At 64.3% G+C, this 12155-nt stretch carries 12 protein-coding genes; 7 read left to right on the top strand and 5 right to left on the bottom strand.

What is annotated here, in order from left to right:
* Nucleotides 1-32: 32 nt before the first annotated feature.
* The 3 genes from NR164_RS02890 to NR164_RS02900 all read right to left on the bottom strand — a co-directional run bounded on the left by NR164_RS02890 (nucleotide 33) and on the right by NR164_RS02900 (nucleotide 3253).
* Complete coding sequence (locus NR164_RS02890) at nucleotides 33-1001, bottom strand: ribose ABC transporter permease (RefSeq protein ID WP_086005473.1); 969 nt, start codon at nucleotides 999-1001, stop codon at nucleotides 33-35.
* Nucleotides 1002-1014: 13 nt separating this feature from the next.
* Complete coding sequence (locus tag NR164_RS02895) at nucleotides 1015-2547, bottom strand: sugar ABC transporter ATP-binding protein (protein WP_108524059.1); 1533 nt, start codon at nucleotides 2545-2547, stop codon at nucleotides 1015-1017.
* A gap of 163 nt (nucleotides 2548-2710) precedes the next feature.
* On the bottom strand, nucleotides 2711-3253 hold the full coding sequence (locus tag NR164_RS02900; RefSeq protein WP_017845739.1) for a cytochrome b: 543 nt from the start codon (nucleotides 3251-3253) through the stop codon (nucleotides 2711-2713).
* Between the two features lie 182 nt (nucleotides 3254-3435).
* Between NR164_RS02900 and NR164_RS02905 the strand changes: the two genes are divergently transcribed.
* From NR164_RS02905 to NR164_RS02935, 7 genes are read left to right on the top strand one after another with little or no spacing between them, the layout of a single operon-like run.
* Nucleotides 3436-4113, top strand: a complete 678-nt coding sequence (locus NR164_RS02905) for a thermostable hemolysin (protein ID WP_256822265.1) — start codon at nucleotides 3436-3438, stop codon at nucleotides 4111-4113.
* Nucleotides 4103-5581 carry an AMP-binding protein gene (locus tag NR164_RS02910; protein WP_256822266.1) on the top strand — a complete coding sequence of 493 codons (1479 nt, stop codon included), beginning with the start codon at nucleotides 4103-4105 and terminating at the stop codon, nucleotides 5579-5581. Before NR164_RS02905 ends, NR164_RS02910 begins: the two co-directional genes overlap by 11 nt.
* On the top strand, nucleotides 5578-6252 hold the full coding sequence (locus NR164_RS02915) for a TenA family transcriptional regulator (RefSeq protein WP_046383364.1): 675 nt from the start codon (nucleotides 5578-5580) through the stop codon (nucleotides 6250-6252). Before NR164_RS02910 ends, NR164_RS02915 begins: the two co-directional genes overlap by 4 nt.
* Complete coding sequence (locus NR164_RS02920; protein ID WP_046383363.1) at nucleotides 6239-7048, top strand: SDR family oxidoreductase; 810 nt, start codon at nucleotides 6239-6241, stop codon at nucleotides 7046-7048. The genes NR164_RS02915 and NR164_RS02920 overlap by 14 nt, the downstream gene beginning before the upstream one ends.
* Complete coding sequence (locus tag NR164_RS02925) at nucleotides 7045-7689, top strand: tetratricopeptide repeat protein (RefSeq protein WP_017845734.1); 645 nt, start codon at nucleotides 7045-7047, stop codon at nucleotides 7687-7689. The genes NR164_RS02920 and NR164_RS02925 overlap by 4 nt, the downstream gene beginning before the upstream one ends.
* A gap of 11 nt (nucleotides 7690-7700) precedes the next feature.
* Nucleotides 7701-8363, top strand: coding sequence for a response regulator (locus NR164_RS02930; RefSeq protein WP_017845733.1), 663 nt, complete (start codon nucleotides 7701-7703; stop codon nucleotides 8361-8363).
* Nucleotides 8360-9724 (top strand): ATP-binding protein, encoded by a 1365-nt coding sequence (locus NR164_RS02935; protein WP_079443752.1) that lies wholly within the window; start codon nucleotides 8360-8362, stop codon nucleotides 9722-9724. The genes NR164_RS02930 and NR164_RS02935 overlap by 4 nt, the downstream gene beginning before the upstream one ends.
* A gap of 7 nt (nucleotides 9725-9731) precedes the next feature.
* Here the strand turns inward: NR164_RS02935 and NR164_RS02940 are convergent, their stop codons facing one another.
* A complete protein-coding gene (locus NR164_RS02940) occupies nucleotides 9732-10970 on the bottom strand; it encodes an MgtC/SapB family protein (protein WP_104903149.1) in 1239 nt (412 codons plus the stop codon).
* Nucleotides 10971-10982: 12 nt separating this feature from the next.
* Nucleotides 10983-12056 carry an NAD(P)-dependent alcohol dehydrogenase gene (locus tag NR164_RS02945; protein WP_090234857.1) on the bottom strand — a complete coding sequence of 358 codons (1074 nt, stop codon included), beginning with the start codon at nucleotides 12054-12056 and terminating at the stop codon, nucleotides 10983-10985.
* Nucleotides 12057-12155 lie beyond the last annotated feature (99 nt).

The raw sequence follows: 12155 nt of genomic DNA on the forward strand, positions 1-12155 counted from the left end.
GGGTCTCTCTTGTGATTGTTGTAGGAGTGAACTCAGGTCCGCGCACCGGACTGGCGATAGCGATCCAGCGCGACCGCGCCGATGATCACGATGCCCTTGATGATGTACTGCCAGATATCCGAGACGCCCAGCAGCACCAGGCCATTGGTCAGTACCGCGATGATCAGTGCGCCGATCAGCGTGCCGCCGATGGTGCCGACGCCGCCGGTAAAGCTGGTGCCGCCGAGGATCACCGCGGCGATCGCATCCAGCTCGTAGGATTGCCCCAGTTGCAGGCCATTGGCGGCGAACAGGCGTGAAGCACTCATCACCGCGCCAAGCCCGGCCAACGCACCGGACATCGCGTAGACGAACAGCAGCACCTTCCACACCTTGATCCCGGAAAGCCGCGCCGCTTCCGGGTTGCCGCCCACCGAATAGATCTGCACGCCCATCACCGTGCGCCGCAGGATGAACCACGACAACGCCACCACCGCGACCGCGATCACCACCAACCACGGCACGCCGAGGATCGAGTCGTTGCCGATAAAGGCAAACGGCAGGTCGGGGTTGAACACGGTCTTGTCGTCGGCCAGCAAACGCGCCAGGCCGCGCATGGCGGTCAGCGCGCCGAGGGTGACGATAAACGGCGGCAAGCGCATGAACGCGATCAACCCACCGTTGACCAGGCCCAGCAACAGGCCAAAGCCAATCCCGGCGGCAATCCCGAACATGCCGAACTGCGGCGACATCGAGGCCTGCAACGCCACCACGGCGGACGCCGCGAGGATCGCGCCGACGGACAGGTCGATGCCGGCAGTGAGGATCACAAAGGTCATGCCCGCCGCCAGCACCACGTTGACCGAGGCCTGTTGCGTGATGATCGACAGGTTCTGCACCGTCAGGAAGTTTTCGCTGGCCAGGGCAAAGCCCACCAGCAGCAGGACCAGCACCGGCAGCATGCCGACGCTGCGCATCAGTTCCCTGAGCCGCTCGGCCTTGCCGATTGGCGGGAGGGTCATTGTGTTGTTCGAATCAGCCATGGGCAGCCACCTGATCGCCACCGGTGGCGAGGTCAATAATACGTTCCTGGGAAATGACGTGGCCCGAAGCCCCGCCGACTTCGGCCACCAACTGGCCTTCGCGCATGATCAGCACGCGGTCGCAGGTGCCGATGATTTCCGGCAACTCGCTGGAAATCACCACGACGCCTACGCCGGCCTGCGCCAGTTGATTGATGATGCGGTAGATCTCGGATTTGGAGCCGATGTCCACGCCGCGCGTGGGTTCGTCGAGGATCAGCACATGCGGCTTGACCTCCAGCAGCCGCGCCAACAAGACCTTTTGCTGATTGCCGCCGGACAACGCGCCGACGTTGACCTTGCCCGACGCCACGCGAATCGACAGCGACTTGATCGCATCCTGCGAGCGTTGCGCGGCATGCCGTCGATTGAGCACGCCACCGGCATGGGCGTCCGGCACACAGGCGCAGACATTGATGTTGTCGGCCACGCTCATGTCCAGGAACAGGCCCTGGGCCTTGCGGTCTTCGGTGAGGTACACCACGCCGGCGCGGATCGCGTCGGCCGGGGTGCGCAGTTGGGTGACGGTCTTGCCCACCACTTCCAGGGTGCCGCCGGTGCGCGGGTCGGCGCCGAAGATCAGCCGCGCCAGTTCGGTGCGCCCTGCCCCCACCAGGCCGGCGATGCCCAGCACTTCGCCGGCATGCAGGTCGAAGCTGCAGTTGCGCACGCGTTTGCCATCGGCCATGTCGCGCACGCGCATCACCACCGCGCCAGGGTCATAGGCCGCGTGTTCCTTCTTGTAGAAACCGGAGAGGTCGCGGCCGACCATCATCTTCACCAACACCTCGGCCGACAGCGCGTCGCGGGTCAGTTCGCCGATGTACTGGCCGTCGCGCAGCACCGAAACCCGGTCCGACAGTTCGTAGATCTCAGCCATGCGATGGCTGATATAGATGATCGCCAGGCCCTGGCTGCGCAGCTGTTTGATCAGCGCGAACAGGCGATCGGTCTCGCGCGATGAGAGCGGCGTGGTGGGCTCGTCCATGACCAGGATCTTGGCGTGGGCATGCAGGGCGCGGGCGATTTCCACCAATTGGCGTTCGGCAATCGACAGGCTGCTGACCCGCGTTGCCGCGGTGAACTCGGCGCCCAGGCGTTGCAGCACTTCCACGCAACCGGCCTGCATGCCCTGGCGGTCGATGGTCCAGCCACGGCGCAGTTCGCGGCCCAGGTAGATGTTCTCGGCCACGCTCAGGTTCGGGCACAGGCTCAGTTCTTGATAGATCACGGCGATGCCGAGGGCTTTGGCAGTGGCGGGGTCGAACGTGGCGACAGGCTGGCCGGCGATGCGGATGGTGCCGCCCGGGTCGGCCTGGTAAGCGCCGGAGAGGATTTTCATCAGGGTGGATTTGCCGGCGCCGTTCTCCCCCATCAAGGCGTGGATTTCGCCGGGGTAGACTTTCAGGCTGACATTCTTGAGCACGCGCAAACCGTTGAAGGTTTTGCTGATGCCCTGCATTTCAAGCAAGGGTTCGAGGCTCATGACTGAGCTCCTGAATTTATTATTTTTGTATTCGCGCTCCTTGGATCAGAGCCGATCACCACCGACTCTAATCAGATAGATTTGCTTACGCAAGCGCTTGCGTAGCCCGTTTGTCGCTTGATGAAACGTTTCATCAAGCGACTTAACCGCAACCTCAGCGTTCTTAACGTTTTGGCAGCATGCGCAGCAAGGTGTTGTCCCGCACCCAATAGTGGTGGAACAAACCGGCGGCGGCGTGCAGGCCGATCAGCCAGTAACCGGCGCTGCCCAACCATTCATGCCAGTGCTTGAACTGCCTGGCCAGGTCCGGGTCCGCTGCGACCAGGGTCGGCAAGGAAAACTCGAAATACGGCACCGGTTTGCCTGCGGCGTTGAGCATCAGCCAGGCCAGCAGCGGCGTGACGATCATCAGGCCGTACAACGCCAGGTGCATCAGGTGCGACATGCCCGTCTGCCAGGCCGGCGGGCGCGGCACGATCGGTGGGCGCGGCGTCAGGCGCCCGAGCAGGCGCAGCCAGACCAGCAGGAAAATCCCGATACCGAACAGCGCATGGGCGCCGAGGAACAGCCCCTTGAGTGCGTGCCCGCGGGGCAACAGACCTTTGATTTCGATGCAACCGTACACGCCGACAAACAACGCCAGCATCAACCAGTGCAGAATCATCGACAGCCTTGAATAGCGCGCTGTCATCAGGTTTTCGCTCATAGAAAAGGCACCTTGTGCAGGGGTTGGGGCCGAACCCGGCCTTGATAAAGTCGCGGTCACCCTGCCCGGCTAGTCTTAAGACAATCTGAAGATCGCTGAAACGATCATTTTCGCCACCTTCAGACTTCGTTAAGAAATGCCTTTGATACTTCTCCCAACTTCACTTGGGAGGCATAACGCCAATGCCCGGTATCGATTGGAAGATTCCCCTGCCCCTGCTGTTCGGCCAAGCCGACAGCGCATCGCTGTGCCTTTCCCGAGCACTGCCTCAAGACCCCCAACGCCCGGCCTTCGAAGCCTTCATCCAGCAGCGCTTTCGGATTGCCCACGGTGCCGATATCCGTCATTTCATGCCGCAGCTGTTTGGCGTCAGCCAGGCCAACGGTGAACTCTGCGCCGTCGCCGGGGTGCGCCTGGCGAGCGACGAGCCGTTGTTCCTGGAGCGCTACCTCGACCATCCGATCGAGCCGCTGATCAGCGCCGCCGCCGCGCAACCGGTAGACCGCCGGGCCATCGCCGAAGTCGGCAACCTGGCCGCCAGCGACACCGGCAGTGCGCGCCTGAGCATCATCGCCATCACCTGGTTGCTGGCCATGGCCGGCCTGGAGTGGGTGGCATTCACCGGCAATATCGGCCTGGTCAACAGTTTCCATCGCCTCGGCCTGAAGCCCGTCACCCTGTGCGCCGCCGACCCGCAGCGCCTGGGCGATGAGCGCCATCACTGGGGCAGTTATTACGAAAGCCAACCCTGGGTGCATGTCGGCAATATCCGCGCCGGCTTCATCCATCTGCGCAACATGGGCCTGTTCTCGCGCCTGGGGTTGCCGACCACGATTGAGGATGCCTGCCATGTCGCCTGAAACCCGCCGTTTCCACGCTGTTCTTCGCGGCTATGCCGAACGCAATGACGGCGCCGTCGCCCTGTGGGGCGACACCTTGAAGATGGATTACACCGCGCTGTTCGCCGAGGTGACCGCTCGACAGGAACGCCTGCGCGATGAAGGCGTGAAGGTGGTGGCGCTGGCCCTGGACAATGGCATCGAGGCCATGCTGTGGGACCTGGCGATCCTGTTCGAAGGCTTGACCTGCCTGACCCTGCCGCCGTTCTTCAGCCCGACCCAGCGCGCCCACTGCCTGGAACAGAGCCACGCCGAGCGCGTGATCGCCGAGCCCTACCTGGACGCCGAATTGCACGCTGGCGGTTACCGCAAAACCGGCGACTTCTGGCGCCGCGCGTTCGACGGCCGCCCTTCAATGCCCCTGGGCACGGCCAAGGTGACCTTTACCTCCGGCACCACCGGCACGCCCAAAGGCGTGTGCCTGAGCGCCGACAGCGTACTGCGGGTGGCGCGCGAGTTGTACCAGGCCAGCCATGCCAGCGACCCGCGCCATCACCTGTCATTATTGCCGCTTGCCATCCTGCTCGAGAACCTGGGGTGCTACGCCGCGCTGTATGCCGGCGCCACCTTGAGCCTGCCCAGCCAGAAGAGCCTGGGCATCCAGGGCGCCAGTGCGGTGGACGCCGCGCAATTGCTCGGTTGCCTGGCGGTGCGCCAACCCCACAGCCTGATCCTGGTTCCGCAGTTGCTACTGATGCTGGTCATCGCCGCCGAGCAGAAAGCCTTCAACCCGCAAGGCCTGCGCTTTGCCGCGGTGGGCGGTGCGCGGGTCTCCAAGGCCTTGCTGCTGCGCGCGCAGCACTTGGGCGTGCCGGTGTTCGAAGGCTATGGCCTGTCGGAATGCGCCTCGGTGGTGTGCCTCAACCGGCCCGGCGCCCAGCGCGCCGGCAGTGTTGGCCAGCCGCTGCCCCATGTGGAGATCCGCCTCGCCGAAGACAACGAGGTGCTGATCAAGGGCTCGACCTTGCTCGGCTATCTGGGCCAGCCCGAACAGCCCGAACAATGGTGGCCCAGCGGTGATCTGGGCGCGTTCGACGACGACGGTTTTCTCTACCTCAAAGGCCGCAAGAAGCATCAGTTCGTCACCAGTTACGGGCGCAACGTCAACCCGGACTGGGTCGAGGCCGAACTGACCCAGGGCGGCGCCATCGCCCAGGCCTTCGTCTACGGCGAAGCCCTGCCGCAGAACCACGCGCTGCTGTGGCCTCATCGCGCCGACTGCACCGACGCCCAACTGGCCGCCGCCGTGGCCCTGGCCAACAGCGGCCTGCCCGACTACGCACAGGTGCATTGCTGGACGCGCCTGGAAGAACCGTTCACCGCCGCCAACGGCTTGCTCACCGCCAATGGCCGGCCACGGCGTGACGCCATCGTCGCGCACTATCAATCCCAACTTGCCCCTGCACTCAACGAGGAAACTTCATCGTGAACTTTTTCGACACCCTGCAAGACGCTACCCAACAAGAACGCCAGGCCCTGTTCAGCCTGCCGATCATCCGTGATGCACTGGAAGGCAAGGTCAGCCTGGAGAGCTACCGTGAATTCCTCGCCCAGGCCTACTACCACGTGCGCCACACCGTGCCGTTGATGATGGCCTGCGGTGCGCGCCTGCCCTCGCGCCTGGAGTGGTTGCGCAAGGCAGTCAGCGACTACATCGAGGATGAATATGGCCATGAGCAATGGGTGCTCGATGACATCGAGGCCTGTGGCGGCGACCGCGACGCGGTACGTGACGGACGCCCGGGCTTGCCCATCGAGTTGATGGTCAGCTACCTCTACGACCTGATCGCCCGTGACAATCCGGTCGGCCTGTTCGGCATGGTCAATGTGCTGGAAGGCACCAGCATCGCCCTGGCCACCCACGCCGCCGGCAGCATCCGCGATCACCTGCAACTGCCGGAGACGGCGTTCAGCTACCTGAGCTCCCACGGTGCCCTGGACATCGGGCACATGGAAACGTACCGCCGCTTGATGAACAGCCTGGACGACCCCGAAGACCAGGCCGCCGTGATCCGCGCCTCCAAAGTCGTGTACGCGCTGTACACCGACATGTTCCGCAACCTGCCGCGTAGCGGGGAGGCTCCCCATGCGCCTGTCTGAAGCCCGTGTGGTGCTGACCGGCGCCAGCGGTGGCATTGGCCTGGCGATTGCCACCGCACTGTGCGCCAGTGGCGCGCATGTGCTGGCCGTGGCGCGTCATCGCGAACCGCTGGAAGCCTTGTTGGCGCAATACCCGGAACAACTGTGCTGGGTCGGCGCCGACCTGACCTTCCTCAACGACCGGCGCAAGGTGCTGGCCGCCGCGCAAGCCATCGGCGGCGTCAACCTGCTGATCAACGCAGCCGGGATCAACCACTTCGCCATGCTGGAACAGCTCGACGAAAACGAGATCAACGGCATGCTCGCGTTGAACATCACCGCGCCGATCTGCCTGACCAAGCTGCTGCTGCCCATGCTCAAGCAAGCCGCGAGCGCGATGGTGGTGAACGTCGGCTCCACTTACGGCTCCATCGGTTACCCCGGTTATGCCACCTACTGCGCGACCAAGTTCGCCTTGCGCGGGTTTTCCGAAGCCCTGCGCCGGGAACTGGCCGATACGCGGGTCGGCGTGTTGTACGTCGCGCCGCGTGCCACCCACACGCGCATGAACAGCCCTGCGGCGCAGGCCTTGAACGATGCGCTCAAATCCAACGTCGACGACCCGCACAGCGTGGCCGCCGCCGTGATCAAAGCGATTGCCAACGACCGCCGCGACCTTTACCTGGGCTGGCCGGAGCGCTTTTTTGTGCGCCTCAACAGCCTGCTGCCGAACCTGGTCGACCGAGGCTTGCGCAAACAACTGCCGCTGGTCCGCCGCCTCAGCGATAAACCCGTGAAAAAGGATCTGAACCCATGAAACGCCTCTTCGCCGCGCTGCTGCTCACCGCCCTGAGCCCACTCACCTGGGCGCTGGACAGCGCCGACCAGCAACGCCTGACCGAGATCCAGACACGCTGGGCCCATATTCAATACAACTTGCCCGAGGAACAGCGCACCAAGGCCTTTGAGCAACTTGCCGCCCAGGCGACAGCCTTCACCCAGGCGCGCCCTCAAGCGGCCGAGGCCTGGATCTGGTCCGGCATCGTCAGCAGCAGTTGGGCCGGTGCCCAGGGCGGGCTTGGCGCGTTGAGCAAGGTCAAGGCGGCCAAGGTCGACCTGGAAAAAGCCCTCGCCCTCGACCCCAAGGCCCTGCAAGGCTCGGCCTACACCAGCCTCGCCGCATTGTATGATCGGGTTCCCGGCTGGCCGATCGGCTTTGGCGATGCCGACAAGGCTGACCAGTTACTCAAACAGGCCTTGCAACTGAACCCGACGGGCATAGATAGTCTGTATTTCTGGGGGGATCACCTGTACCGGCAAAAACGCTACAGCGAAGCCCGCGAGGCCCTGCAAAAAGCCCTGCTGGCCGCTCCACGGCCGGGCCGGGAAACCGCCGATGCCGGGCGGCGCAAAGAGATCGAAAGCGTGCTGGCCGACATCAACAAAAAACTCAACTGACGGGAGTCCGCGTGCGCCTATTACTGATCGAGGATGACGAAGCATTGGGTGAAGGTATTCACCAGGCGCTGGTGCGGGAAGGCTACACCGTTGATTGGCTCAAAGATGGCAGCAGTGCATTACATGCACTGCTCAGCGAAACCTTTGACGTGGCGGTGCTCGATCTCGGGCTGCCGCGCATGGATGGGCTGGAGGTGCTGCGCCGCTTGCGCGACAGCGGCTCGAACCTGCCAGTACTGATCCTCACGGCACGGGATGCCACCGAAGACCGGATCGCCGGGCTGGACGCCGGCGCCGACGATTACCTGATCAAGCCCTTCGACCTGGCCGAACTCAAGGCGCGCCTGCGTGCGTTGCTGCGCCGCAGCGCCGGGCGCGCACGGGTGATGATCGAACACGCGGGCATCTGCCTGGACCCGAGCACGCAACAGGTCAGCTACCATGGCGAACCGGTGCTGCTCACCCCCAAGGAATACCAACTGCTGCACGAACTGCTGTCGCCACCGGGCCGCGTCATGACCCGCGACCAGTTGATGCAGTTGCTCTACGGCTGGAACGAAGAAGCTGAAAGCAACACCCTGGAAGTGCATATCCATCACCTGCGCAAGAAGTTCTCCAGCGAGCTGATCCGCACCGTTCGCGGCGTCGGCTATCTGGTTGAGGAGCGCGGATGACTTCTATACGACGGCGAACCCTGACCCTGATCATCGGCCTGCTGCTCGCCGGTCTGCTGCTGATCAGCGCGCTCAACCTGCATGACAGCAACCACGAAATCGCCGAAGTCTATGACGCGCAACTGGCGCAGAACGCCCGCCTGCTCCAGGGCGTGATGAGCATGCCGCTTGCCAGCCAGGACCAGGAAGACCTGTACCGCGCATTCAACAAAGCCTTGGGCGAAGCGATGCCCAAGGTGGATGGGCACCCCTACGAAAGCAAAGTCGCCTTCCAGGTCTGGAACCCCAAGGGCGAACTGCTGGTGTTCACCGCCAGCGCCCCGTCATTTGTCCCCGCGCCCACCCAGCCGGGCTTCAGCAACGTCGAAGACCTGAACGGCCGTCAATGGCGCGGCTTCGTGCTCAAGGACAAGGACAACGGCCTGCGGATCTGGGTGGGTGAGCGCGACGACGTGCGCGCCGACCTGGTGCAACGCATCGTGCGGCATACCTTGTGGCCCAACGTGCTGGGCAGCCTGATTCTCGCGGCGATGGTCTGGCTGGCGATCGGCTGGGGCCTCAAGCCCCTGGCCGACATGGCCGCCACCCTGCGCGCGCGGCATTCGGGCTCCCTCGAACCGATGCAACTGACGCCGCTGCCCACGGAGCTTGAGCCGATGCAGGCGGCGCTCAACCGCATGCTCGCGCAGATCCAGGAAATGCTCGGCCGCGAACGGCGCTTCATTGCCGATGCGGCCCATGAAATGCGTACACCATTGGCGGTATTGCGCGTGCATGCCCAGAACCTGCTGGAAGCCGGCACAGAAACCGAACGGCGCGAGTCCCTGGCCTTTCTGATCGCCGGCGTCGACCGCACCAGCCGACTGGTCAACCAATTGCTGACCATGGCGCGCCTGGAGCCCAGCGCCGGGCAACCGCCGGTACAGGCCATCGACCTGGCGACAACGGTGCGCGAAACCCTGATTCAGTTGACCCCATGGCTGTTGAGCAAAGGCCTTGAGCTGGTATTCGACGCCGAGGATGGCCCGTGCCCGGTGAATACCGACGCCGCCGCGATCAATATCGCCCTGACCAACCTGGTGACCAACGCCGCGAATTTCTCCCCGGAACACGGGGTGATCACCGTGGGCTTGCGCAAGAACGCCATGCGTTTTGCCCTTACCGTCGACGATCAGGGCCCTGGCATCGACGAAAACCAGCGCGAGCGCCTGTTCGAACGCTTCTACAGCCGTGGCAATGCCCAGGGCGCAGGCCTGGGCCTGACCATCGTACAAACCATCGCCCAACGCCTGGGCGGCCAGGTCAGCCTGGAAAACCTGGCGGCCGGCGGCCTGCGGGCGACCCTGGAAATCCCTGCCTGACGGAGCATCAGCCGGCCCATGTGACCAGCCACATCGCGCCGACCAGCAAGACCTGGCCGACGATCACATACACCGCGAAGTAACGACCGCCGCTGACCCCGGCCACCACGCACTTGCTCAGCGCGTTGCAACTGACCGCGAGCAACACCGGGATGGACGCGGCCTCCAGGGACAGTTGGCCGCTGGTGGCCAGGGCCGCGATCGAGGCGATGGACGCGTGGGCATCGGCAAAGCCACTCAGGGTGGCAGTCAATATCACGCCGACCTGGCCGAAGTGATGGAGCATCAGCGACGACAAGAAGGTAATGCCGGTCAGGGTCACGACCATGATCAGCGCCAGCTTGAGGTCGAATGCGCCGCCCACCTTGATGGTTTGGCTGGCCGCCGCCGTCGGCGCGTGCCACATCAGGCACACACCGTACAACGCGGTGGTGGCAAACCCGGCGAGCAGCGGCCAGGCCATCTGCGACAGCAGCGCCGGCTCCACGGTGCCGAGGATCAGAGCCGCCTGGGCCACCGTCGCAATATTCGAGAAAATGGCCGCCGCCGCGAGGATGCGCAGGTGCTCCGGCTCTTTGGCGACCATCTGGCCCATGGCGGCAACGGTCACGGTACTGGAGGCGAACCCCGAAGCAATGGCGCTCACGACGTAGCCATAACGTGGTCCCAGCGCGCGCACCGCCACGTGCCCCACCGCGCCGACCGCCATCAACAACACCGTCAACGTGCAGATAGTGCGCGGGTTCAGCGCGCCGTAGGGGCCGATAAAGCGATCCGGCGCCAACGGCAGGACCACCAGCGCAACGACCAGCAGCAACAGGCCGTCGCGCATTTCCACATCGGTCAATTGACTGCGAGCAAAGTTGTGCAACTTGTCGCGATAGGCCAGCAGGCCGGCCACCACCACGCCGACGGCCGTGGCCTGTTCGGGAGCGACCCCGCACCAGGCGCCCAATAGCAGCACCGTGAGCAACGCCACTTCACTGGTGATCCCCGGGTCGTTGTCCCGGCTCTTCCAGTAAGCGGTACTGACGATCACGGCCAGGCACCCCGCGATCAGGCCCAGCAACAGGCCACCGCCGACTTGCTGCGAGACGTAGCCCAATAACGCGGTAATCGAATAGGTGCGCAAACCGGCAAACGCGCGCAACTCGCCCTGGCCCTTGTGGCGTTCGCGCTCAAGGCCGATCAGCATGCCGATGCCCAGCGCCGCGGCGGCACCGGCCAGCCCGAGGGTTTGCGTCATTTACAGGCGCCTTCAGGGGGTGATCGCGACCTTCATGACACCGTCGCGCTGATGGGCAAACAGCTCATAGGCGGCCTCGATATCGTCGAGCTTGAAACGGTGCGTCACCAGGGGCGACAGATCCACCCCGCCGCTGGCCACCACGGCGAGCAAACGGCGCATGCGTTCCTTGCCGCCAGGGCACAGGGTCGACACGATGCTGTAATCCCCCAAGCCCGCGCTGAACGCGTCGTAGGGAATGCGCAGGTCGCTGGAGTAGACCCCCAGGCTGGAGACCCGCCCTCCCGGACGCAGCACGCGCAATGCCGACTCGAACGTACCCTGGGTGCCCAGGGCCTCGATCGCCACATCAACCCCACGGCCGTCGGTGATGGTCATGATCTGCTCGACCACATTGCCTTTCTTGAAGTCGACGATATGGGTGGCGCCCAGGCTGCGGGCGACGTTCATGCGCTCGCTGACGCCATCGACACCGATGATCATCGACGCGCCTTTGAGCCGGGCGCCCGCCACCGCGCACAGGCCGATCGGCCCGAGGGCGAAGACCGCGACGGTGTCGCCGATGGTCACCTCACCGCGCTCGGCGCCGGAAAAGCCGGTGGACATGATGTCCGGGCACATGAGCACTTGTTCGTCGCTCAGCCCATCGGGGATCGGGCACAGGTTGGCCAGCGCATCGGGGACCAGTACGTATTCGGCCTGGCAGCCGTCGATGGTATTGCCGAACTTCCAGCCGCCGGCCGCGCGAAAGCCATGCCGGGTGTCGGGGCCGTCCTGGGAGCCGCAGCCGCACAGGCAGGCATAACTCTGCCCGCTGGGCGTGATGGCGCCGGCGATCACCCGCTGCCCCTCAACGAAACCACGCACCTGGGAGCCCAGCCGCTCGATCACGCCCACCGGTTCATGGCCCACGGTCAGCCCTTTGGCCACCGGGTACTCACCGCGCAGGATATGCACGTCGGTGCCGCAGATGGTCGTGGTGGTGATACGCACCAACGCGTCCAGCGGGCCGACTTCGGGGATGGGTTTGTCGTCGAGGACGATGCGGTTTTTTTCAACGAAGACAGCTGCTCTCATGGTTGCCACGGCGTGACCTCCTGCGTCTGGAAAAGCCTGAATGACATCCAGACTGCACCGCGATGACAACACAGGGGTTGATCATTATCAACAATCCTCTGATTGATC

The organism is Pseudomonas sp. Pse79, from assembly GCF_024519615.1.
GTDB classification, from domain to species: Bacteria; Pseudomonadota; Gammaproteobacteria; order Pseudomonadales; family Pseudomonadaceae; genus Aquipseudomonas; species Aquipseudomonas veronii.

Bases quoted from the DNA above. Each gene is read 5' to 3' on its own strand.
- NR164_RS02890 (WP_086005473.1), bottom strand. From the start codon at position 1,001: ATGACCCTCCCGCCAATCGGCAAGGCCGAGCGGCTCAGGGAACTGATG.
- NR164_RS02895 (WP_108524059.1), bottom strand. From the start codon at position 2,547: ATGAGCCTCGAACCCTTGCTTGAAATGCAGGGCATCAGCAAAACCTTC.
- NR164_RS02900 (WP_017845739.1), bottom strand. From the start codon at position 3,253: ATGAGCGAAAACCTGATGACAGCGCGCTATTCAAGGCTGTCGATGATT.
- NR164_RS02905 (WP_256822265.1), top strand. From the start codon at position 3,436: ATGCCCGGTATCGATTGGAAGATTCCCCTGCCCCTGCTGTTCGGCCAA.
- NR164_RS02910 (WP_256822266.1), top strand. From the start codon at position 4,103: ATGTCGCCTGAAACCCGCCGTTTCCACGCTGTTCTTCGCGGCTATGCC.
- NR164_RS02920 (WP_046383363.1), top strand. From the start codon at position 6,239: ATGCGCCTGTCTGAAGCCCGTGTGGTGCTGACCGGCGCCAGCGGTGGC.
- NR164_RS02925 (WP_017845734.1), top strand. From the start codon at position 7,045: ATGAAACGCCTCTTCGCCGCGCTGCTGCTCACCGCCCTGAGCCCACTC.
- NR164_RS02935 (WP_079443752.1), top strand. From the start codon at position 8,360: ATGACTTCTATACGACGGCGAACCCTGACCCTGATCATCGGCCTGCTG.
- NR164_RS02940 (WP_104903149.1), bottom strand. From the start codon at position 10,970: ATGACGCAAACCCTCGGGCTGGCCGGTGCCGCCGCGGCGCTGGGCATC.